Annotated in this window: 27 protein-coding genes and 1 pseudogene; 7 read left to right on the top strand and 21 right to left on the bottom strand. The window is 33.2% G+C overall.

Annotated elements, in window-relative coordinates:
- Positions 1 to 8: 8 nt before the first annotated feature.
- From flgB to MHH42_RS08215, 8 genes are all read right to left on the bottom strand, one after another.
- Positions 9 to 416, bottom strand: a complete 408-nt coding sequence (gene flgB / locus MHH42_RS08250; protein ID WP_001113112.1) for a flagellar basal body rod protein FlgB — start codon at positions 414 to 416, stop codon at positions 9 to 11.
- A gap of 369 nt (positions 417 to 785) precedes the next feature.
- Positions 786 to 1,058, bottom strand: coding sequence for a hypothetical protein (locus tag MHH42_RS08245; protein WP_001058081.1), 273 nt, complete (start codon positions 1,056 to 1,058; stop codon positions 786 to 788).
- Positions 1,048 to 1,416 (bottom strand): flagellar export chaperone FliS, encoded by a 369-nt coding sequence (locus MHH42_RS08240; RefSeq protein WP_001149518.1) that lies wholly within the window; start codon positions 1,414 to 1,416, stop codon positions 1,048 to 1,050. The genes MHH42_RS08245 and MHH42_RS08240 overlap by 11 nt, the downstream gene beginning before the upstream one ends.
- A gap of 22 nt (positions 1,417 to 1,438) precedes the next feature.
- Entirely contained in the window at positions 1,439 to 2,821 is a 1,383-nt protein-coding gene (locus MHH42_RS08235) for a flagellar hook-associated protein 2 (protein WP_000929294.1), read from the bottom strand.
- A 19-nt stretch (positions 2,822 to 2,840) separates the two neighbouring features.
- The gene (locus MHH42_RS08230) at positions 2,841 to 3,704 is read right to left on the bottom strand and encodes a flagellar hook-associated protein 3 (RefSeq protein ID WP_001266434.1); all 864 of its coding nucleotides are present in this window, start codon (positions 3,702 to 3,704) and stop codon (positions 2,841 to 2,843) included.
- 207 nt (positions 3,705 to 3,911) lie between these two features.
- A complete protein-coding gene (gene flgK / locus MHH42_RS08225) occupies positions 3,912 to 5,210 on the bottom strand; it encodes a flagellar hook-associated protein FlgK (RefSeq protein WP_001239720.1) in 1,299 nt (432 codons plus the stop codon).
- Between the two features lie 17 nt (positions 5,211 to 5,227).
- Complete coding sequence (flgN, locus tag MHH42_RS08220) at positions 5,228 to 5,680, bottom strand: flagellar export chaperone FlgN (RefSeq protein ID WP_000275891.1); 453 nt, start codon at positions 5,678 to 5,680, stop codon at positions 5,228 to 5,230.
- Positions 5,681 to 5,695: 15 nt separating this feature from the next.
- Positions 5,696 to 6,160, bottom strand: a complete 465-nt coding sequence (locus MHH42_RS08215) for a YaaR family protein (RefSeq protein ID WP_000946323.1) — start codon at positions 6,158 to 6,160, stop codon at positions 5,696 to 5,698.
- Between the two features lie 143 nt (positions 6,161 to 6,303).
- Here MHH42_RS08215 and MHH42_RS08210 point away from each other — a divergent pair, with 143 nt between their 5' ends.
- Both MHH42_RS08210 and MHH42_RS08205 read left to right on the top strand, forming a co-directional pair.
- Positions 6,304 to 6,801 carry a flagellar motor switch protein FliG gene (locus MHH42_RS08210; RefSeq protein WP_097896564.1) on the top strand — a complete coding sequence of 166 codons (498 nt, stop codon included), beginning with the start codon at positions 6,304 to 6,306 and terminating at the stop codon, positions 6,799 to 6,801.
- A gap of 39 nt (positions 6,802 to 6,840) precedes the next feature.
- The gene (locus tag MHH42_RS08205; RefSeq protein WP_141490642.1) at positions 6,841 to 7,623 is read left to right on the top strand and encodes a CheR family methyltransferase; all 783 of its coding nucleotides are present in this window, start codon (positions 6,841 to 6,843) and stop codon (positions 7,621 to 7,623) included.
- A gap of 77 nt (positions 7,624 to 7,700) precedes the next feature.
- Here MHH42_RS08205 and MHH42_RS08200 read toward each other — a convergent pair whose 3' ends face one another.
- The 7 genes from MHH42_RS08200 to MHH42_RS08170 all read right to left on the bottom strand — a co-directional run bounded on the left by MHH42_RS08200 (position 7,701) and on the right by MHH42_RS08170 (position 15,890).
- Positions 7,701 to 8,417 carry a hypothetical protein gene (locus tag MHH42_RS08200; RefSeq protein ID WP_340893126.1) on the bottom strand — a complete coding sequence of 239 codons (717 nt, stop codon included), beginning with the start codon at positions 8,415 to 8,417 and terminating at the stop codon, positions 7,701 to 7,703.
- A 27-nt stretch (positions 8,418 to 8,444) separates the two neighbouring features.
- Positions 8,445 to 9,782, bottom strand: coding sequence for a hypothetical protein (locus MHH42_RS08195; RefSeq protein ID WP_000800073.1), 1,338 nt, complete (start codon positions 9,780 to 9,782; stop codon positions 8,445 to 8,447).
- A 29-nt stretch (positions 9,783 to 9,811) separates the two neighbouring features.
- Positions 9,812 to 11,455 (bottom strand): flagellar motor switch protein, encoded by a 1,644-nt coding sequence (locus MHH42_RS08190; RefSeq protein WP_340893124.1) that lies wholly within the window; start codon positions 11,453 to 11,455, stop codon positions 9,812 to 9,814.
- Between the two features lie 270 nt (positions 11,456 to 11,725).
- Positions 11,726 to 13,711, bottom strand: coding sequence for a chemotaxis protein CheA (locus MHH42_RS08185; protein ID WP_001192585.1), 1,986 nt, complete (start codon positions 13,709 to 13,711; stop codon positions 11,726 to 11,728).
- A 129-nt stretch (positions 13,712 to 13,840) separates the two neighbouring features.
- Positions 13,841 to 14,209, bottom strand: coding sequence for a response regulator (locus tag MHH42_RS08180; RefSeq protein WP_000940571.1), 369 nt, complete (start codon positions 14,207 to 14,209; stop codon positions 13,841 to 13,843).
- A gap of 150 nt (positions 14,210 to 14,359) precedes the next feature.
- Positions 14,360 to 15,037, bottom strand: coding sequence for an OmpA family protein (locus tag MHH42_RS08175; RefSeq protein WP_000596044.1), 678 nt, complete (start codon positions 15,035 to 15,037; stop codon positions 14,360 to 14,362).
- A gap of 19 nt (positions 15,038 to 15,056) precedes the next feature.
- The gene (locus MHH42_RS08170; protein WP_000502108.1) at positions 15,057 to 15,890 is read right to left on the bottom strand and encodes a flagellar motor protein MotP; all 834 of its coding nucleotides are present in this window, start codon (positions 15,888 to 15,890) and stop codon (positions 15,057 to 15,059) included.
- A 172-nt stretch (positions 15,891 to 16,062) separates the two neighbouring features.
- Here MHH42_RS08170 and MHH42_RS08165 point away from each other — a divergent pair, with 172 nt between their 5' ends.
- On the top strand, positions 16,063 to 16,665 hold the full coding sequence (locus MHH42_RS08165) for an HD domain-containing protein (RefSeq protein WP_000400764.1): 603 nt from the start codon (positions 16,063 to 16,065) through the stop codon (positions 16,663 to 16,665).
- Positions 16,666 to 16,692: 27 nt separating this feature from the next.
- Here the strand turns inward: MHH42_RS08165 and hfq are convergent, their stop codons facing one another.
- Both hfq and MHH42_RS08155 read right to left on the bottom strand, forming a co-directional pair.
- Positions 16,693 to 16,881 carry an RNA chaperone Hfq gene (gene hfq / locus MHH42_RS08160; protein ID WP_000400654.1) on the bottom strand — a complete coding sequence of 63 codons (189 nt, stop codon included), beginning with the start codon at positions 16,879 to 16,881 and terminating at the stop codon, positions 16,693 to 16,695.
- A gap of 56 nt (positions 16,882 to 16,937) precedes the next feature.
- On the bottom strand, positions 16,938 to 17,156 hold the full coding sequence (locus MHH42_RS08155; RefSeq protein WP_000291696.1) for an aspartyl-phosphate phosphatase Spo0E family protein: 219 nt from the start codon (positions 17,154 to 17,156) through the stop codon (positions 16,938 to 16,940).
- A 239-nt stretch (positions 17,157 to 17,395) separates the two neighbouring features.
- Here MHH42_RS08155 and MHH42_RS08150 point away from each other — a divergent pair, with 239 nt between their 5' ends.
- The 4 genes and pseudogenes from MHH42_RS08150 to MHH42_RS08135 all read left to right on the top strand — a co-directional run bounded on the left by MHH42_RS08150 (position 17,396) and on the right by MHH42_RS08135 (position 20,346).
- The gene (locus tag MHH42_RS08150; RefSeq protein WP_000120179.1) at positions 17,396 to 17,515 is read left to right on the top strand and encodes a YjcZ family sporulation protein; all 120 of its coding nucleotides are present in this window, start codon (positions 17,396 to 17,398) and stop codon (positions 17,513 to 17,515) included.
- Positions 17,516 to 17,680: 165 nt separating this feature from the next.
- Entirely contained in the window at positions 17,681 to 18,148 is a 468-nt protein-coding gene (locus MHH42_RS08145) for a VOC family protein (RefSeq protein ID WP_097896728.1), read from the top strand.
- Between the two features lie 6 nt (positions 18,149 to 18,154).
- A pseudogene (locus MHH42_RS08140) lies at positions 18,155 to 19,371 on the top strand (MFS transporter).
- A gap of 249 nt (positions 19,372 to 19,620) precedes the next feature.
- Positions 19,621 to 20,346: a sulfite exporter TauE/SafE family protein gene (locus MHH42_RS08135; RefSeq protein ID WP_016108113.1), complete on the top strand. Its 726-nt coding sequence runs from the start codon at positions 19,621 to 19,623 to the stop codon at positions 20,344 to 20,346.
- 103 nt (positions 20,347 to 20,449) lie between these two features.
- Here MHH42_RS08135 and MHH42_RS08130 read toward each other — a convergent pair whose 3' ends face one another.
- The 4 genes from MHH42_RS08130 to MHH42_RS08115 all read right to left on the bottom strand — a co-directional run bounded on the left by MHH42_RS08130 (position 20,450) and on the right by MHH42_RS08115 (position 23,150).
- The gene (locus tag MHH42_RS08130; RefSeq protein ID WP_016108112.1) at positions 20,450 to 21,061 is read right to left on the bottom strand and encodes a PH domain-containing protein; all 612 of its coding nucleotides are present in this window, start codon (positions 21,059 to 21,061) and stop codon (positions 20,450 to 20,452) included.
- A 1-nt stretch (position 21,062) separates the two neighbouring features.
- Positions 21,063 to 21,608 carry a sigma-70 family RNA polymerase sigma factor gene (locus MHH42_RS08125; protein ID WP_016108111.1) on the bottom strand — a complete coding sequence of 182 codons (546 nt, stop codon included), beginning with the start codon at positions 21,606 to 21,608 and terminating at the stop codon, positions 21,063 to 21,065.
- Between the two features lie 216 nt (positions 21,609 to 21,824).
- A complete protein-coding gene (gene nfsA / locus MHH42_RS08120; protein ID WP_001002406.1) occupies positions 21,825 to 22,559 on the bottom strand; it encodes an oxygen-insensitive NADPH nitroreductase in 735 nt (244 codons plus the stop codon).
- A 273-nt stretch (positions 22,560 to 22,832) separates the two neighbouring features.
- Entirely contained in the window at positions 22,833 to 23,150 is a 318-nt protein-coding gene (locus MHH42_RS08115; protein ID WP_000678050.1) for a DUF4870 domain-containing protein, read from the bottom strand.
- Positions 23,151 to 23,237 lie beyond the last annotated feature (87 nt).

The following is a 23,237-nucleotide window of genomic DNA, read 5'->3' as shown; positions in this document are numbered from 1 at the left end:
TTCTACCTTTAACGTCCACGTGCCGCTTGGTTAATTGCGTATTGTGTATTAATTGCATTAATTGAAATACCGTATAACTGATTTGCTTTCATTAAATCTAGCATTTCTGTCGTTACATCCACACTATTTCCATCTTGATTCTTTTGCATTGATTTCGTTTGAATCTTTGCATACGTATTTTTCATATTTACTGTCGGTAAGTGCATTTCATTCGTTTGATATAAATCTGGATTGCTCTTTAAATCAGCCGCATTGTTCTTATATAACGCACTGCTCTTACTCATCTGCTCAGCAAATGTTACATCTTGTGCTTTATAGCCAGGTGTATTCGCATTTGCAATATTACTAGAAACAGTATTTCGTTTCGTTACTAAATAGTTCATATAATGGCTTACATCACTCACTAAATCTGGCATATTCCACACCCTTCCTTTTCTACCTTAATGATCCACTGATGGAAGTTTCACTTCATTATTTATTTTATTATATGTATTTATTAAAATATTAACTATTATGTACCCTTACATATTTTATTCCATTTTTCCATTGTTGTCTTTAGAAAAATACAAAAATATAAAAAAGAATACAAAAAACTGTATACAGACAGTGATCCGTGAACTATTTTCATATATGAACTACACATTAAAGTTCATTTTTATATTATTTAGATTACTACTATTTTTTCATTACAGTCATAAAATGAAACCTCAATCAGCGGAACTATTTACTTAAACAAAGGAATGGATCCCCTTTAAAAAGGGGAAATCCATTTGTAAACTGTATTATTAATATTTACCGTAAAATGAATTAGCTTTCATTCGTCCATCATTTGTCATAATCATTTCTTCCAAAATCTTTTGCTTATCTCGAATATGCTGCGCTGCCTTAATAATGAATGGACTTACTTCTGCTGCAACTTGCGCACGCGTTTCTTCATCCAATGTCATCATCCAGCGATTTAACATCTCACTCTTCTCAGCAAACTCTCCATCTGACACTTGCAATTCACCGATTTCATTAAAACAGCCGACAAACGTCCGATAAATATCATTGTTCATTTTCAAGTGCTCCGCGGTAACCGTCTATTAAATCTTGTAACACTTTCACAATCGCATCCATGTCTTTTGCTTCACGCGTTACTTTCATCGTCTGAATTTGAATACTAATCCAATCGTATAAACCATAAAGACTATCATATAAGTCTTTCGTAATTTCAGGGTTCAATTGAAGCTTTAATTCTTCAAAAATACGTTCTAACTTTTCAAGAAGCGCGTCTCCTTCTTGTAGTTTAAAAGTATGTAAAAGCTCTTCTAAATTACGAAACTCTACAATACATCTTTCATAGATAAAAATTGTATTTTTAATCGGATTACTCGTCATAATATCATTTTGCATATAACGTTGCCATGCTTGCATACCATCACTTCCTTAACTTTCATTAATCATCACTTTTTTGTTTTGTCATTGCTTTAATTGTTTTTAGCTGGCTATCAAGCGCCGCTAATGTACTTTCTAATTTTTGATACTTCTTCACAATTTCATCTTGCTTTTGCAAGTTTTGCGTCTCGATATCTTTAATCTTTTTATCTAAATCACTTACACGTGAGTCAATATTTTTTACTCTCTCACCGACTACACCTTTATCACCAAATAGTTTATCAAGTGGCTCTTCCATCATTTTTCCTAAACCGTTAGAACTAAAGAAAAATTGCTTCGCTGCATCAGGTTTTTCTTTTAATGCTTGTGTTAATTTTTCATCATTAACTTCCATCGTTCCATCTTGCTTTAATTGAATACCAAATGTGAATAAATAATTACCATCTTGAGAAAATGTTACGACATTGTTCATCGCTTGACGTACACTTTGCATAATGGCTTGACCTTGGAAAGCCCCACCTTTTCCGGCAAAGATATCTACCGTACTAACAGCTTTATTATAATCCGCAACCATCTTCTTAATAACATTCGATGCATCTGTTACGTTTGAGTCATTTACTGTAAATTTTAGGTCTATACCTTTTGTTTTTGGATCTGGTGTTGTGCCAGCATCTGGTGTCCCTTCCACTTTTGGCTCAGTTACCTTTAATAATTCAATTTTCACGCCTGGAAGAGCCTCAATTGTATTGGTAAAGCTTTCAGCTGTGATACCATTAATACTATATTTAGCATTTTGCGCTTCATTGATTACATTAAGCGCTACTCCATCCGCATTAGCTAAACCAATATCTTGAAATAGTGTAGATGTGTTCCCCTCAAACTTAATTACTCCATCTGTTCCTTCTTTTTTCGAGGTCATGAAAATTTTATTTCCAAGTGTATAAGCTGATACGCCATAATCTCCATCATTAATCTTATTAATTAAATCTTTATATGTCATATCAGTTGTTACTTTTAATTCTTTACCGCCTAGTTTTAATGTTTCATCTTTAGGAAGCTTTGCATTTATATCTGTAATGTCATTTGAAGCTATTTGATGACGCTGCGCTAGCTGTGTAATTGTCATATTAAAAGTTCCTGCAATCGCACCACCATCAGCTTTTACATTTATATAACCGTCTTGTGTTGTCGTTACTTTTTTTTCATTCCCTTTAAAAGCCGCTAAGTTTTTAAATGTTTGTGTGAAAGAACTAAATTCTGATTTTAAACTTGTATATAATAATTTATCATTTGTAAGGTCGTTCTTTTCTTTCGTATACGGTGTTTTCCTCATATCTAACGCATTCATTTCTAATTCGACGAAGTTTGAAGTATCGATCATATTATTTCCGAGATTCCAAATTTGTTGTCTACCACCAATACCTGTCATCGTTGTTCCTGCCATTTTTCTCACTCCTTATTAATTACATGTAGTCTAAAATACTCGTTTTACTCATCGTGCTAACTGCTTTAAGCGTCGCTTCATACGTCGCATTTATATACGCTAAGTCAGAAATTGCTACCGCTAAATCGACATCCTCAATTTCTTTACGATTTTCTTGAAGCGCTAAATTTTGCTCGCTTAAAATTGTTTTAAATGTTTCCATTGTGTTCATTGTTGAACCAACTTCAGTTGTACGGTTAATGATGCCATCTAAGTTTTTCTTATTTTCTCCTAATAACGGTTGTAACGCTTTTTGGTCACCTTTTTGCATCGCTTCGCTCATCTGTTTTAACGTTTTTATAACCGGAGATAATAATGCTTCTCCGTTACGAAACGCTTTTAATTCATAACCGTCATTTAGTTGCCAATTTACATCATTTTTTCCACCTTGGTATGTACCATCTTCTGTAAATGGTTGCTTCTCCGCACTATCACCACCGAAAATATAACGACCTTGCTCTTTCGTATTCGCTAAATATACAACTTGTTTTAAAATTTGATCAATCTCTGCACCGATGGCTTTCAATTCTTTTTCACCATTTGGCTCATTTAATGCCTGCACCGTTAATTGATCTGCTCTCGTTAAAGATTTAAAAATACCTTGTAAAGTATTCTCAGTTTGTGTTAATACATTTTTCGAATCGGCTAAATCTTTTTGCATTTGTTCCATATTTGCCAATGAATGTTGAATTGCAAATGATTTACTTGCTGCAAGTGGGTCTTCACTCATAAGAAGGTTTTTCTTCCCCGAAGTTACTTGATTTCGATGATATTGCTGTTGCACGTTCAAATCCATTAACTGATTCTTTGCCCAGCTTGCATTTTGAAATGTAGATACTCTCATCTCTCTCTTCTCCTTTATCTATATTTGAATTGGTGTTAAGAAGAATCCACAGCTTCCTATCGCTATCCTCTTAACTCACTTAACCTACAACCATTTTATATTTCTAGTCTTACATCGATTGGGCCAATGATAGGCATTGAACGCCTCTACCATCCGTAGGTCCTCTTTCTAACCATAAAAAAGAGGGGATTTCTTTTCTAATTCACATTATCTAATAATCGAAAATAGACTATCAAACACTTCATTCATCGTAGTAATCGCTTTAGAGTTCGCCACGAAATATTTTTGGAAGGCCATTAAATTTACCATTTCCTCTTCCATATTTACCCCTTCGACGCTCATCTTCTCTTGCTGAATACCTTCTAATAAGTCTCCATGAATTTTTTGATAAGCATTCACTGCACTTTTATCAGAAGCTACACCTACTATGAATTGGTCTAATGCTTGTTTATTAGAAAGGCCTTCTTTATAATCGCCATCTGTAATTGCTGCTAGTTTATTTGCTGTTTCAGCAGATATTTTCATTTTCGAAATGTCTTTTGCAAATTCTGGATTTAATTTCATATCTTTCGCATAATCGCCAACGAAGAAATCTTTTCCCATCACTGTATTCACTTGATTTTTCACTGAACTCATTAAACCTTCAAGGTTTTTTTTATATTCAACAATCTTCGCTTTCGTATCAATCGCTGATTTTATCGCTCCGCTAGTTACAGAGATTTCTGAACCGTAAATCTCAACTGACATTGGGTCTTTTTCTTTATTTAATTGAAGTGGATATGTATCTTGTCCACTTACTGTTAAAACACCATTCATTCTAACGCTTGCAATATTAGGATTCATAGATTCATAAGATACTTCTATATTGGCATACTTAGACATCTCTGTAACGATGCGATCTCGTTCGTCTAACAGTTGATTCGGTACTTGTGTGCCTGCTTGTCCAATTTTTTTATTCGCTTCTGCTAAACTAGCAGCAAGACGATTAAATTCATTAACATGTGCTTCAATATCTTCTGTAGTCTGTGCTTCCACTGTATCTAAGTTTTTCGCCAGACGATTTACTTGGCTTGTGAACTTCCCAGTTTCAGAAATTAATGTATCGTAGTAATTTGGTTGTTCTGGATTTTTTGCCACTTCACGAAAAGCATTAAAGAAGCCGTCCATTAAACTAGATAATGAATTTTTTCCTGTCGTCCCTACCATAGACTCTACTCGTGATAACGTTGAATTCATGTAATTATAGTAAGAGAGTTGTGATAATTGATCATTAAACTGTTTCGTCTTCACTTCATCAGTAATACGATCGACACCTAACGTTTGTACACCGTAACCAATTCTCTGTTCTGGCGTATGACCATTGCTTGCTCCAACAGATCCGTAATTCACCATTTGACGCACATAACCCGGTGTATGAATGTTAGACAAGTTTTGTTTCGTTGTTTGTAACCCCATTTGAGCCGCTAACATACCCGATAGCGGTGTATTATAATCAGATAATCTCATAAAGCTTCACTTCTCCTTTACAATAGTTCATTCATAAAGATTTGCGAATTATTGTTTCGCTCCAAATTATATTCAGAAACGGAATCCACAATACTTTCTGTAGTTTTTAATAGTACGTTTAAGTAATATTGATTTTTTAAAAGAATCATTTTTACATTCTCTTCTAATTCAACTAAGTTTTTTTGTATTTTTTCCATTTTTTCAATTTCTTCATGGGAAAAATACGAAAATAATGCACTCACGCGAGATGGTTCAACGCCCTTTTCTTTACAAAACTGAACAACCATTTCTTCAAATGCGCTCGATAATCCTTTTAAACCATCAATGTACTGCAATTGCTCTACTTGCAACTTTTGAACTGCATTTACATTTTTATGTTTTAAATTCTCATATATTTGTTCTCCAAGCGTTTGAATGTTTTCATATGCTTTTTGAATAATAACGAGCTTCTCATATAATTGTATGTACATATAGCTCCCTTCCTTTTACAAGACTAAATTTACAATTAAACCGTGGATTTCTCCAATTTGATTTAACATTTCTAAATGTCCAGTTTTTGTATTAATTAAGTTCATCACATCTTCTAATTCATTTAATCCCATTTCTGCTTGTTTCACAATCGTCATTTTCTGTGAATATCCGTAACGCGGATGACGAGACATAACGTCTTTATATTGCAATACATTATCTACGTAAAAATTCAAAAATGATTTCACTGTATTTTTGTATTCCATGACATTATCAAGCGTTAATTCCATTTCAATTTTCTCTTTTATTTCTCCAATATTATCGACAAACGCTTCCATTTGTTCTAGCAATTTATCTTTTTTCGGATCTGCATGCAAATTATCCGAAAATGCAAGTCCTGTCCTGACATTTGCTTCTTTCGGCATTTGAGTAGCAGGCGGTATATGCGATAAAATTGGATTATGCGAGATAGAACGTAGCATATATATCACCTATTTATTTTTTTATTTCTTCCTAAACTTAATCGTAAAATCCAGTTATTTATAATTATACTCTGAACAGTAATATTTTGCAGTTATTTTTTATAAAAGATATGTTACAATTTAGCATGAGGTGGCACAATTCTATGAATATTTTTCTTTGTGGTTCAAATCAATTAACAGCATTAGATCAAGATGAAATTAAAAAATTTCTAACTGACTATGCTCACAAACATAAAATTTACATATTATGTTATAAAACTATCGAAAATGAAGTTCTTCGTTTTTTCATTGAAAACGAAAGACTCGCTCAAAATTTATGCCTTTACACGCTACAACCGTTACAAGCATTAACAGATGAATTTCAAGAAGTCGTTTATTACTTAAAAAAACACGGAGCCGAGTATGTTGCTTTTGATCATCCTTCCGACTCCATTTATCGATCAGATTTTATGTTTTTTGTAAAACAAATTATTGAAGATACCGATTTAGTTCTCTGTTTTTATAACGGGGACAAACATACATCTGTCATTCCCATTGACGTTGCAAAAGAAGCGGGTATTGATGCTGTTATTTATGATTTACCAGGTTTACATGAAAAACAGATGAAAAAAAGCTTTGAACAAAAAATTCGTATGATGTAAAGGGGGAGGCACAATATCGTTATTGTGCCCATTGTAAATATGATACTTGAACAAGATTATGATCATTTTATCGCGAGTTTTAAACAACAATACAATATGGATATCGCTTCGTATAAACAAGATAGAATGCGCCGTAGAATCGATGCTTTCATTTCAAGAAAAGGATTTGACAACTACGTAAATTTCTTAAATCATTTACGTACCGATCAAAATTTATTTTTAAGTTTTATAGACTATATTACAATTAACGTTTCAGAATTTTTCAGAAATAAAGAACGCTGGCAAACGTTAGAGACGAAAGCACTGCCAAAATTACTTGAACAAAATAATGGGAAATTAAAAATATGGAGTGCTGCTTGCGCTGCTGGTGAAGAACCATATACACTCTCTTTAATTTTATCGAAACATCTTTCTCCATTTCGCTATGAAATTCAAGCAACAGATCTTGATTTTCATATTTTAGAAACTGCGAAACGCGGTCAATATACAGAACGTTCTTTAAAAGAATTACCTATCGATTTGAAAGAGCGTCATTTCACAAAAGAGAATGATACATATTCATTGCATCAAAACATTAAGCAAAACGTTTCGTTCAAACAACACGACCTCTTAATGCAGTCATTCGATACAAATTACGATTTAATTATATGTCGTAATGTAATGATATACTTTACAGAAGAAGCAAGAGTAAAGCTTTATGAAAAGTTTAGTCGTTCTTTACGAAAAGGCGGTGTACTATTTGTTGGTAGTACAGAACAAATTTTAACACCCGAACGTTACAACCTTCAGCGGTTCGATACATTCTTCTATGAAAAAATATAAAGTGAAACTTTAATCAGCACATACCAATCGGGCTTTTACGGGATTAAAAAGGTCGTCACAATGAAGTGACGACCTTTTTATATAACTCGAATTAAAATGATACCAACAATCCATATAAAAAGAAAAAGAAACGTCATAGACCATTTATGTTCTTGCATTGTATGTTTCAACGCCTGTGACAATTGTGTCATATTCATTTCTGCGAGCGCTCTCCATACACTGACATCCCGATCTTTTGCCGTGCGGTCTGTAACGCTAATTAAAATGGTTTCGTTAGACAACTTCGTTATATAAGCAGTAATAACCGTTACCATTAAATTTATATTTCCTTCTGAAGAATCACTCTCCACTCTAGAGATAAGTGCACTTACATCTAATAACGGAATATGTACCTTTCTACCAAATGATAGTTGTACTTCAGCGAAATCATATGTTCCATCTAATAAAGGAAGATCTTTTATATGCACCTGCTTAACAAGTCCTTGTAAACTTCTAATTACTTGTTCAAATATTTTTTCTGTTTGCTTACCTTCTCCAGATAACGTATGTAACTTTTTAAAGAGTTGTAACACTGTATCCATCTCTTTAGAAAGTATTTCCTTCATAATCTTTCCATCGCCTAAACTTGCAAGTAAAATGCCTATTTCATTATTTTTCGAAATGATTTTAGACTGCCCACTAAACACTAAATTACTATGCTTTCGTTCTTTCTGAATTTCATGTTCCGAAATAGCTGCAGGCTGTTTTAATGGTTGTAGCGTCTTATTTTCAACTGTCGTACGGTTAATTTCCATTTAAATGCCTCCACTACTACGAAATGATTAGCCCCATTCTTTATTACTCTTTAAAACTAAAAATAGTACAAATAAACCTGACATAATAGTAAACACATTAGAAGCTTGTACTCCTTGTTCACTTCTTTCTTCTTTCTTATCTTCTGGCTCTGTTTTCTTTTTCGAAACGTCTTGCTTGTCATTTTTACCTGTTTTCTCTTTTTGAGCCTTTACATTACTTACTTCCTTATTATCTGCCAATGGGTCTTTTATAACGTGAGGGAATTCCTCTTTCTCTTTCAATGTTTCTTGTATAAACTCATTTACTTTCTCGTCTTGCTTCGGAATTTGAACAACTGGAAGTTTTTCTTCTGGAAGCACGATCTCTACTTTCGAATCTTCTTGCTTACTAATTTCTTTCTTATCTTCTACTTTATTTTCATTCTCTTGCTCTTCTGTTTTTTTATCATCTTCCATTTTTTGTCCCAAAACAGAAACGATATATTCACTTTCCGCAACAAGTTTATTGCCTGCAGCATCCACTATTTCTACAAATAGTTTATACTGTCCATTTGGCAAGGCATCAGTTAGTTCAAATACTTTTTGCCAATCCATGTCACGCTTGTTGTAGTCTAATAAAAAGGGAATTTCTTTATCATCTTTCCCTTTTAATGTAACGCGCACTTCTTTCACAGCAGATTCTACATCGGCAGCTTTCACTCGTATATGTATAGAATCTCCCTGTTTCCGTTCAATTAAGTTCTCTTTTGCTTCATCAATAGTAACTTTATGTAACTTCGGCAATTCTTTATCTATCGTTGGTGTTTCATTTCCAATACGAACGAGCGGGACTTTCACTTCATTTTCTATGAGCTCTTCCTTCTCATTTTCTTTGTAACTTTGAACGAGATGAAGATTCCAATCACCTTGTAAATCAAAACTCTCGACTTTATAGTTAGCAATCCATCGCTTCGTTTCTTCATCATACTCAAAAGATAACATTCTTTCTTGTGCATACTGCTCACCATTTCTTTGTAACTGCAATATACCTTTCATACTTTGAATGTCTTTCTCGTTTGGTTCTACAGTAATCCGCATTTCTTCGCCAACTTTTAGCTCTGGCTTATTTACTGTAATAACACCTTGATCCGTTTCTATCTTTCTTTCGCTCTTTTGTTCATTCGTCACTTCTTTTTGTTCATCTTCACCTTGATTTATTTCTACTTGCTCTGGCTGTTCTTGAAGTTTCTTATTTTCTTCTATTACTTCCAATTTATTTATTTTTTGCTCTGGCTCAATTTGTTCTTCCGCCTGACTTTGCAGGGGGAAGAACAAGCACACATGTATACATAGCCAACTCATTAGAAAAAACTTTACGTTTTTCATCTACTCGTTCAAACTCCTATTTCAACGCCTTATAGCGATTTCGTCACTTTTACTCCGAAAAACCCATCTACATTTACAAGTTCACCATATGCCACTAATACTTCATTCACATAAATTCGAATCGGTTCATCAATATCTTCATCTAGTACAACCGCTTCATTTTCTTGTAAACTTAATATATCTTGAATGGTTTTCACAGTACTTCCAAATACAAATTTTACGTTCATTTCTACATTTTGTAGAATGGATGTATCCATATATACTGGTTCAATCTGTTTTACTTCTTTAAATTCAATAGGTTGTACAACTGGTGCCGCAATTTCTTCCTCTTCAATTTCTTCCGGGGTAATCTCTTCTTGCTCTTCCACCATTGGATACAGAAGTCTTCTTACCATTTCTTTCGCTTCGGAAATGGGTAAAATTTGATACATTTTCGATTGAAGAAGATCGCCAATTTCAAGATTGAACGTAATTTGAACGAGTTCGTCCACTTCCATTGACTCTCCCAAGTATTCCATTTCTTCTTTTAACGTTACAAATTTGACATTTGGCGGCGTCATGTCCATTTTTTCTTGAAACATTTCCGACATCGCTGTTGCAGCATGCCCCATCATTTGGTTCATAATCTCTTTAATACCGCTTAGTTCTAATTCACTAAGCTCTTTTTCCGGATCAACTTCCCCTGTTCCCATCATCATTAAATCTACCATTGTTAAGGCAACATCTTTCGTAAATACGAATACGTTCTCATTCTTTAGCCCTTCAACAAAGTCGACATTTAAAATGACAAATGGCACTGGTACTCCATCATAATGACGAACATCAATCGCCTCTACATTTGGTGTACTAATCGTGACTGGCTGATTTAAAAGCGTTGATAATACCGTTGAAGCTGAACCGATTGAAATGTTCGCAATTTCACCGAGTACATCTTTCTCTTCTTGTGTTAAATGCTCTTTTTCAACATGTTCCTCTACAATCTCAGTTTCAACCAGTTCCGCCGGTTCATCTCTTTCTTCTACTTCACCAGATAATTGTAGTAATTTATTTATCATTCGTTTCGCATGTTCCACCGAAACAATTTGTACAAGTTTAGAGTTTACAAGATTATCTATTTTTAGATCGAACGATACTTTAACTATTGTGTTATTTCCAGTTATTTCAGAGATTTTCTCCATCTCTTCTGATAGCTTTACGACTTTAATTGTCGGCGGAGACATATCTACTGTATCTTGGAAGAATTCCGACATAGATGTAGCTGCGAATCCCATCATTTGATTCATCGCTTCTTGTACAGCACTTAGCTCTAATTCACCAAGTTCTTTTCCTTCTTCCACTTCACCTGTCCCCATCATCATTAAATCAGCAATTGATAATGCAACATCTTGCTTAAGAACAAGAAGGTTTTCCATATCTAATCCTTTTGTAAAATGAATATTTAACACAACATGTGGAACTTCAACATCACTTGTATCATATAAATCTACCAATTCTACACGAGGAGCAGTAATGTTTACTTGCCTATTTAAAATTGTTGATAATACAGTCGAAGCTGAACCAAATGATATATTTGCGATTTCGCCAAGAATATCGCATTCTTGAGGTGTTAAATGCTCATTTTCTTTTTCTAGCACAATTGTGCTCGTTTCCCCATTTGTGTGTTGCTCAGGCATTTTCCCTGCCTCCTCATTTCTGTTTTTCTATCAAATGATATAAAGTGACACTTTAATCAGTGGGACTTCTATCCATTCCTCACTGATTATTAACCCGCAACTAGCAGGATAAACTCTCAATTTATTACACTCATTATATTTTAACAAACTGATTATACAAATCGTTACGCTGTATTTATTTCCAGTTATATAATTATTTTTATACATTCATAATAATTAACCAAAAAGCTCCCCAATTGTATACAAGTGGGGAGCTTTCCTTCATTCCTATTATAAACCTTCTGGGTTTAAAATGAGGACCACTCGTCCATCACCGAGAATCGTCGCACCAGAGAAATAGTTAGAACTCTCTGCAAAGAAGTCACCTAATGACTTTAAGACGATTTCTCTTTGACCGATAATTGTGTTTACAATAAGCCCATAGCTACGATGTGTATTACGAACAATTAACACAGGAACCATTTGACCATCATATGACGCAAACGCCTCATCTACTGTTTTTTCACCAAATACTGTACTTAAATGCTTCACTTCAATAATTTGGTTACGATAATTTAACACATCTTTTCCTTGTAAGGATTGGATGTCTTCTCTCTTAATTCGAATTGCTTCAACAATATTTCCAAGAGGTAAAGCATAACGCTTATCGTTCGTTTGAACAAGCATAGATTGAATAATAGACAAAGTTAACGGAAGTTCAATTCTGAATGTACTTCCCTTTCCTTCCTCAGAATCAATAATTAAATGTCCACCTAAACTATGAATCGTATGTTTTACAACATCTAATCCAACACCACGCCCAGAAAGATCCGATACAACTTCGGCTGTACTAAATCCTGGTTGGAATATAAGATCAAACACTTCACGATCTGTTAATCTATTCGCATCTGCTTCTGTTACAACACCATTTTTAATCGCTTTTTCTAATACTTTCCCTTTATTAATACCGTTTCCATCATCCGTAATTTGAATAACGACATGATTTCCACTATGAAACGCCTCTAATTTAATCGTACCTGTCTCATTTTTACCTGCATCACGTCGTTTTTCAACAGTCTCAACACCGTGATCAATTGCATTTCGAATTAAATGAACAAGCGGATCACCGATTTCATCAATTACAATTTTATCAACTTCAGTAGTTTCTCCTGTAATTTGTAAATCGATTTTTTTACCTAAATCTTTCGCTAACATTCGTACCATACGTGGGAAACGATTGAAGACCGTTTCAATTGGAACCATGCGCATGTTTAAAAGTACATTTTGAATATCTTTTGAAATATCTCCTAATCGATTTAAATGCTCAATTAATTCCTTGTTTTGAATCGTTTGTGCCAATTCATCAATGCGCCCACGCTCAATTACACTTTCTTCAAACATATTCATTAATGTTTCGATTTTCTCTAATTGAACACGAATGGAGCGATTCTCCACTTTAGCATTTTTCGTTTTTACTGTGCTTTTAGCTGGTGTAGTATTAGCTGGTTGTTTCGGTGCTTCTACAGGTGATACAACCTGCGCAACTGCAGAAGATTGTATCATTTTCTCTATTTGCACAGCTTCTTGTGATGTATGTCCTTGCTTCACTTCTACTTTCTCAATTTCAGAAATATGAAGCACTACTTGTTTCAATTCTTCTACATTATAATCAGTATCCATAAATACTGTGAACTCAAACCCAAAAGCATCCGCTTCAATTTCTTCAATACTCGGAACAGTTTTTTGTATATTACCTACATTTTGCAATGCTTCTATACACATAATGGCACGTACTGCTTTTAAAATAGCTTGCTGTTCTACCGTTATATGTACTTCATGCGAAACTCCACCATCGTTACCTATATGATCTTGCTCTATATGTTCTGTAGGAGTTACTACATTACCGTGCAATAATGCTTCTAATTTCTGTTTAGTAGAAACTACATCAATATTACCCATTCCGCCTTGTTGTACATCTGCAACCATCTTCTCTAAATTATCAATGCACTCAAAAATCACATCAATAATATCCGCATTGACCACGATATTCCCATGACGGATTTCATCTAACACGTTTTCCATCTTATGCGTTAAATCCGCCATTTCCGCAAATTCCATACTTGCAGACATACCTTTAAATGTATGGGCTGAGCGGAATATTTCTCCTACAACATCCATATCAGCTGGATTTTGTTCTAAAGTTAGCACATTTTCATTTAGCGATTGTAAATGTTCTTCTGATTCCTCAAAAAATATATTCAATAGATCTGTTTGCATTTTAATCCCCTACCTGTCTAACAAACATTTCATTTATGTATAACAATTTAGTGTTTTAAAACAAGAAAAAAGGGGGCCACACGTGTATCCTCTATCACTGTTTTGATTCCTTGTGGCACCCCTTTTATATTAGCTATTTGCTACTTTTGTTAAAGCTTCGATTACACGATCCGCTTGGAATGGCTTTACAATAAAGTCTTTCGCCCCACCCTTAATTGCATCTAATACCATACCTTGTTGTCCCATTGCCGAACAAATAACAACCTTTGCACTTGAATCAATTTTAATGATTTCTTTTAATGCTTCAAGTCCGTCCATTTCTGGCATAGTAATATCTAATGTTACAATATCAGGTTGAAGTTCTTTATACTTTTGAATTGCTTCTACTCCATTCTCCGCCTCACCGATAATTTCAAATTCAGAATTACTTTTTAATAAGTTTTTAATCATCGTTCGCATGAACATCGCATCGTCTACAACTAAAATTTTATGTGCCATTCTTTTTGATTCTCTCCTTCTATGTATAAATATATCTTAATATTTCACCTTATCATTCTCACTCATTATACAAAATAAAATGATAAAATTTAATATTTTTTTAAAAGAATTTTCGTATTTTTATTATTTTATTATTAAAATAACAATATACTATTCTTTTATATAAATAACAACGCGACGATTTTTCTCCCAGTTTTGCGGTGAATCATTTGGTACAACTGGCTTTGTGTCTGCATATCCTACCGCAGCTAACCTCTTATCGTCCACATTATACACTTCGATTAAGTGGTGAATCATATTAGCTGCTCGTGCTGAAGATAATTCCCAGTTAGAAGGGAATTTCTCATTATGAATAGGTCTACTATCTGTATGTCCTTCCACAACGATTGGATTTGGTACTGATTGGAAAAATCCGACTAATTGACTCATTATCTCTTTTGCTTCTGGTTTAACGTTCGCATCACCCGTATCAAATATTAAATTATCTACGATAACGACACTTACCCCTGTATCTTCTCGATATACATTCACTTGACTAATACCGTTATTATCTACATATGCTTTTAACTTTTTATATAATTCATCCATTCTCTTTTTTGAGATCATTTTTTCATCATTTTTTTCATGTGTTATATCTGGTATTGTATTTTCCATTACTTTTGCATCTACTTGCTCCGCATCGCTAAACTTTTCAAGCATCTTTGACAATTTTACTGCATCCTGCTTTGATGTAGCAACTAGTAATACAAAGAAAGTTAATAATAACATCGTTAAATCTGTAAAAGTCGTCATCCAACGAGGCGATCCCTTTTGCGGTCGTTTTATCATCATACCACTCCTTGCAATATTAGGCTGCTCGTTTTTCTTTTTTTATCTTCGTTTCGTACACATACGTATCAAGTTTCAACTTTAATTTAGAAGGAATTTGCCCACGATACAATTCTGAAATTGCTTCAATTACAAACTTCTTCTCTGTATATAAATCCTCAATACCACGATACACCTTTTCCGCAAGAGGTATTGCAATCATATTCGCAAGTACTGATCCATATAATGTCGTTAGCATCGCCACTGCCATTCCTGTACCAATTTGTGATGTATCTTGCAAATTTTGAAGCATAATGATAAGACCAATTAAAGTCCCTATCATACCCCAAGCTGGAGCGAAATCACCAATTTTATCTAATAATGTTGCCCCTTTTCTTAGCTCATACACTTCTGTTTCTATATCTTTCATTAACACTTCTTTTAATTCATCTTCATCGTAGCCACTTAACATTAAACGAATCCCCTTTTGAATAAAAGGGTTGTCTACTTGTTCTCCATCAACTTCTAAAGAAAGTAAACCGTTCTTTTTAGACTTTTTCGAAAAATTAACGAACAAATCCGTTAACTGTTCTAAATCTTCTTCTCTTCTATGTAAAACAGTAAAAATACTTTTCGTATATTTTTTTATTTCTCCAAATCGATACGCCACAACAATTGTCGCTGCCGTTCCCCCTATGACAATTAAAATAGATGGAATATCTAAGAAGTTTTTAAAAGCTTTTATTCCACCGCCACTAAGTACGATCGCCGCTATTACAATAGCGAAGCCTACTATAATGCCCATTGGACTAGAAATATCAAACTTCCTTTTTTTTCTTTCTGGTCTAGCAAATACTTGTTTTTCGTCTCCCATATTCCTGCCCTTTCCTTTTCATTTTTATAAAACATTTTTTTATTTTAATAATGCGTTTTCACATATAACGTTCATTATACGCTCATCATCTATTTATCGCAATATACTCATAAAATTGACACATTTCATTTCCATATTAGAATTATGGTATGGAAATAAGAGGAGGATCACGATGGAACATAACATTTTACAAGTCATTGCATTAGCAGAAAAACTAAAATACGAAATGCGACATAGCTGGCTTTCTAACGGACGCCAAGAAAGTGTTGCCGAACATACATGGCGCATGTCTCTAATGGCCATTTTAGTTGAGCCTTATTTAGATCAAAAAGTAAATATTGAAAAGTTACTTAAAATGGTTATTATTCACGACCTAGTCGAAGCTGAAGCTGGCGATATCCCTGCTTTTGATACAATGAATAGTCACGAATTACAATTACAAAAACAAAAAAATGAACTTGAAGCAATTTTAAATATTAAACAAACATTAAAAGGTTCTCTCGGTGAGGAATTATATAATTTATGGATGGAGTTTGAAGCGAAAGAAACGTACGAAGCAAAAGTTGCTAATGCGCTTGATAAATTGGAAGTAAAAATTCAGCATAACGAGGCTGACATTAATACGTGGCTACCAATTGAACATAAAATGACATTCCAAGTCGCAAAACATACAAACTTTGACTCTTTCCTATCTAAATTACAAAAAATTATTGAACAAGATGGAGAAAAGAAATTATTAGCTGCTGGCATTGACGTTGAAGCTTGTAAGAAATAATGAAATAAGACACTCTACTAGAGTGTCTTATTTCATTATTGTTGATACTGCCTGCTTGTAAATCAGCTGTTGCTTTCCATCTACTAACATTAAAACTGTAAATTTGTCTACGCCAGCAACTTCTCCGACTATTCTCACACCACTCTTTAAGAAAACTGTAACAGTACCTTTTTCTTCTTTTATTTGCTTATAAAGCTCATCTTGTAAATGTTCCAATAACGTTTCTCCCCTTTCTTCCGTTGAATATCTTAATATAAAAAATTATAAATTATTCATTTATGGACCTTATCTTTTACATTCATAAACTTATTAATTAGTATATCTAAATCTCGGCTAAATAACAAAACTTTATCATGATCCAATCCGTGTCTCGCAACAAGTTGAATTAACTCTTTCTTTTTGTTTTCTATTTTATTTTGTAATCGTCCCATCTCCATCTCTAAACTAAAACTCCCTTTTCCCATAATATTACTTGTAAAATTATAGTACATATTTCCTCATAAAAAAATATAAAAATGGTTTTTTTTACAATTTTTACGTTTTTAACATACTCTTAATCCGTAAACGCTTTATTTAGTAAGATTTCCCGCACATGTAATATAGAAAAACCTGAATCACACAGACATTTGTCTAATTCAAATACAGACTGGCTCCTTTTCCACATGAAAAACATATTGTATATAGTAGTCCATGAATTATATAGATTAATTTACAAAAAGGAGGAAAACACATGAGCTATGGTGGTAGTTGTGCTGGTTTCGGCGGTGGATTTGCTTTGCTTATCGTACTATTCATCCTTCTAATCATTATCGGATGTAGCTGCTGGGGTGGCGGCGGATACGGATATTAATCATCCTATCCTTACTAAATGAACTAAAAACTATACGAAAACAGCTCATATTTGAGCTGTTTTTTCATACTTTCGTATGAATTTATATCCCTCTTATTTCTGATTTGATCTAACAAAATATCGTTTACTATGAAATAAGAAACACTTTTACTAAGGGGGATTACAATGATTAAAGGTCTTTATGAGGCACATTTACCCGTCCGTAACTTAGAAGTATCAATACTTTTTTATGAATCACTAGGGCTAAAATTATATAAAAGAGGTGACGCTATTGCTTTCTTTTGGATTAAAGAAAATGAGAGTTGGCTCGGACTTTGGGAAGGAACAGAATACAAAGTTACTTATCACCCATCTTTGCGACATATTGCCTTCCAAGTAAGCTTGCTTGATTTAGAAAATGCAATACATTGGCTAAGTCAAAAAGGAATTTCAGCAAGAAAAGACTTTGGAATGGAGCCAATTGAACCGATCGTTTTTCCAGAATTGGCACACGCCTCCGTATACTTTAACGATCCTGATGGAAATAGTTTAGAATTGATTGCACAATTACCTGTTGAACTTTCTGCAGCAGAGAACATGTATTTAAGTGAATGGAAAAGACAAGTTCAAGCATCATTAATACATAAGGATTAATCTTTTATGTCAGTTTCTTATTCCACACTGCTTAAAACAAATACAAACTTTAGAAAGCTGTTTTATGGCCAAACATTAAGTGTACTGGGAGATTGGTTTCATACTGTAGCTTTATTAACATTCGTTTATAGCGTAACAGAATCTCCGTTTATTATCGCACTAACTTTTATGAGTAAAGGGTTACCTCAACTTCTTCTTAGTCCTTTTATTGGAGGGTTTGTGGATCGATTTCCAACAAAGAAGATTTTGATTTCCACCGATGTTTTAAGGGGAGTTATTGTACTCACTTACTTATTAGCAACCTATAAGATTGAAATTATTTTCGTAGCTAATATATGTTTGTCGGTCCTCTCTTGCTTATTTGAGCCTGCTAAACAATCAACTTTAAAAATGATTATTAGGCAAAAACATTTAGTAACTGCAAATACACTTTCTAGTACAGTTAATGGCTTTATGTCAATTATGGGCGCCTCATTAGGTGGGATTATCGCCCAGGCTTTAAGTATAGAAATCGCTTTTATCATTAATAGCCTATCATACTTTGTTTCCGCTTTAATCATTTATAAGTTGAATATCCCTTCTCACAAAAAATTTAACATAAAAAAGTCATTTTTTGTGGATATAAAAGATGGATACACGTACATATTACAGAAAAAAATTATATTAGCATTAATTCTTGTCGGAATTTCATGGGGGATTATTGGTGGTGCTTATCAACTTCTTTTAACAATTTATGCCGAAAGGATCTTCCATGCTAATATTGGAATTTTATATAGTGTTCAAGGATTAGGTCTTATTATTGGTAGTCTATTCGTTAATCTATATGTATGTAAAAATAAGGAGACAATGAAAAAGCATTTGGCTTGGCGTACTTACTACAAGGATTTTTCTTTCTCGGATTCGTTCTATCCAATCAGCTTATTATCGGTATTATTACTTTACTCTGCATGCGTATCGCAGGGGGCATTATCGTCCCTTTAGACACAACCTTATTACAAATGTATACCGAAGAAAACATGATTGGTAAAGTTTTTTCATTTCATTATTCCATATATGGTTCTCTCATTCAGCTATCTATGTTTATTATAGGCTGGCTTTTAGAAACCCTTTCTCCGCAAGTAATTGGTTGCCTGTTAGCTATATGTTGTATTTTTGTTAGTTTTATATGGCTTTTCTTATTTTATCGCGGGAAGCTTAGTGAAGATCCTACCGATACTATATAGCTCACTGCTAATTTTTATTTACTCTCATTTGTTATCGTTATATAACAATCAAATTAAATAAAATACAAGTCATTTCATTTCATTAAAAGGCCCTTTACTTGAACACCATTTGAGAGGAAATCAAATATTTATGTTAAAATAAAAGTAAGATTGTGAAAGATTGCACTTATTCTATAGGCTCAAAACAGCTACATTCGATTTTCGTAGTAATAAAATATGTATTGAATTTGATTAAATAGGAGGGCTATTTTGGAGATTACATTAATTTTCATATGTATAATATTGGTGGCTTCTGTTTTGCAAGCCAGTACAGGTTTTGGCTTTTCTATAATGGCAACACCTTTCTTACTCATGTTATTTCTACCGCAAGAAGCTATACAAATAAACATTATTTTATCATTAATTATTTCCATATCACTCATTTGGAAAATAAGAATGGACATTGACTTTATTTTGCTGAAAAGATTTATTTTTGGAAGTATAGTTGGTGTACCTTTTGGTATTTTACTCTTCATTTCCATTAACATAAACACTTTTAAATTAGCAATTAGCATCCTACTCTTACTATTAACATTGTTGCTACTATGTAACTTTAAGGTTAGATCAACACCATTTAGAGATTTCGTAGTTGGTGGATTATCAGGTCTTTTAACGACAAGTATCGGTATGCCAGGACCTCCCTTGTTACTTTACTTTACAGGAACTGATACTGAAAAAGAGAAGTTAAGAGCAACTACTTTGGCTTTTTATCTGTTTATATATTTCATTAGTCTACTAACTCAAATACTCTTTACTGGAACGGACATAACAATTTGGAAATCAAGTTTTTATGCAATTCCAATTGTATTTTTAGGTTTGTTTATAGGTCAAATTATTTTCAAATGGCTTAATCAACAAGTTTTTAAAATATTTACATATATCCTTTTGAGCTGTACAGGTATTTATCTTCTTATTGATAGTTTGCATTTGTTATAGAAAATGCTTTAGATTGCGCAATAACAGCTTGGTTCAAATGAAATTATTGTTGTATTTTTAAGCTACAAAATCATCCGATAAAAAGCGGCTATTATGCCGCCTTTTACATTAAATATTTTATAAAGCAAAGACCTGAACTTACTATCACGAGTATATTAAAGAATAAGAAAAAACCTTTTTCGAAATCTGTATACTTTTCTACTTTTACTCCGCGTTTTTTCAACTCCATAATAATCATCGCAACTTCATGTGCATACGCAATACTTCCAAACTGTATATAATTGTTATTATATTTAATCTCAAAAACGTTTTTCATTTTTTTATGTTGCGAAATAGATTGTATATCTCCTATTGGCATGCTATGTTCATTTGTTTTTTTGAAATAACAATCTAACCCTTTCATTATCACTCTTTTATTCGTTAAAACGATATAATAATAAAAAGTAGCTCCTACGTAATATATATTCGGTATAACTTTGTTATTTGCCATATATCCTTCATCTACTAATAGTTCCTTCTGAATTTCTTCACCAGCTTGTAATTCGTTGCGAATTGATTCTTCTAACATTTGTAAAGTTAATTTTTTTAATAACTCTCCATTTCTCACATAATACTTATCTATATTTATAGACTCATTCGCTTCTTTCTCTAAACGTGTAATTTCTTCTTCTGAATATTGGAGCTCATTTAACATCGATAATAATCTTTTATCCATATTACACACTCCCTTTCCACAGTTTTTGAAGTTTTTTCTTTCCACGAGAGATTCGATTGTATATATAGTCAGCCGTTACTTTTAATTCTTTTGCAATATCGTCAATGGAATATCCATCAATATACCTCTTTAAAAAGATATACCGATCCTTTGTATTTAAATCTTGGACTATTTCCATAATCTCTTCTTCTTGTTCTATTTCATACTTATCATGGGTACCTGCATCTATTTCTACGTCTTTATCAATTTTATTCTCTTTATATACTTTCTTTTTATATTCCAATGCCTTTAATTTAGTAATACCAATCATCCAAGATTTTAAGTTGCCCTTTTCTATATCAAATTGTTCGATTTGAAACCAAATGATAGTAAACACATCATTATAACAATCATCCACATATTGTTTTTCAATAGGGGTACTTAATGATTTATGAATAATGTACAAAATTAATTTTCCATATTGATCAATCACTTCTTTCAAAGCATCTTGATCACGTTTTTTCATTGCTATAATTAAATCCTCTTCAGAATCGAAAATCATAAACATCATCCTTCCTCAGTTCCCCTTTAGCAGCTGCTTTTACTTACTATCGGCATTTCATTCTCATTTTCTATCACTTTTGTAAAAATTTATTAATTTTTATTTTCACTTTATATAATAACAAATAAAAAACCGAAGTTAAAAAGTGAATCCCACTTTCTCAGCTTCGGTTTTACAAGTAATGTTATAACTTAAACTAACGTCTCAGGTTTGTCTTTTCACTCATTTTTTATTTAACCCTTTCTCACTTAAAAACTCTTTCATATGCATTCTTTTCTCTTTGGACATAAATGAGCTCATTGATTCCGTCCATGTTATGTTTTTTTGATTTGATGATCTTTCTTTGTAATATGCGCTCATCGTTTCATCATATTCGTTTAATAATTCATCATATTTCTTTTCATCATATCCATTTTCATGAAGAATTGCTGCTACCGGTAAACGTGGTTTAACTCCATGTTCTTCATCTGGCACACCGACTGTCATTCCAAACACAGGATATACTTTATCCGGTAAATGAAGCAATTCACTCACTTCTTTCGGGTTATTACGAATACCACCAATATAACAAATACCGTATCCTAATGATTCCGCTGCTAGTGCTAAGTTTTGCGCAAAAAGTGAAGCATCTACCGTCGCAACGATAAAATCTTCCACCCCTTCATGCTTTATCTCTGTACCATGCTTTTCACACGCCATTTCAAGTCGCTTTAAGTCTGCACAACAAACAAAGAATGCTGCACACTCTTTCACGTGACGATTTCCGGATAGTTCTGCTAGTTTAGCCTTTAGGTCTTGATCGGTTACATATACAACAGAATAGGCCTGTACAAAATGCGAGGAAGCGGCATGCTGCGCAGCTTGAACCATTCTTTCTACTACATCTTTCGGAATGGATTCTTCTTTATATTTACGAACTGAAACGTGTTGCTCCATTTTATGTATGATCTCATTCATGAAAAACACTCCTTTTTTCTCTTCATAATGAAAAATTAACATATCTTTTTCAATATTCACAACTTATAAGCACAAAAAGAGCAATTCTTTTTGAATTGCTCTTTTTAAAATGTCTATCAATACGGTAAATGAAATTATATCAACGATAATTTAAATATATCAACGATTCCTTGCACTATATCAACGATTTTTCGAATATATCGACGATTCGACAAGAAATATTGATTTACCGACAAATAACGACAGAATTACACCAATTTATTTCTTGTCTTATTACGCTGCTTTCAAAACTTTAATACCTTTTACGATATTCCAAATGAAGTAGTAAATTCCTACAAGAATGAATACTGCATATGTGATAGCCATCCCAATTCCCGCGCCATCAGATTGATCGAAGCCTAAACCGTATACGCCTGATACTGCTAATCCAGCAAATAAGATTGCGTACGGAAAAACATGTGACCAAAATGCTTTTTTCGCGTGATATTTCACTTCATCTTCCGCAACGAAGTACACGATAATTGGCAGTAAAAATGGTGCAAAAAAGATACTAAAGTAACATAGTGAAGATAGAATATTATTTCCTTTCATCCGATTCACCTCTAAATAGTTTTTGTTATCTTTATTATGTCAGGAATCCATTCTAGAAACTATCGCTTTACCTTTCATTAAGATGAC

This window comes from Bacillus sp. FSL L8-0099, from assembly GCF_038006385.1.
Classification (GTDB): Bacteria; Bacillota; Bacilli; order Bacillales; family Bacillaceae_G; genus Bacillus_A; species Bacillus_A toyonensis.
The sequence above is the reverse complement of the archived record's forward strand: the minus strand, read 5'-3'. Positions and strand labels throughout refer to the sequence as shown.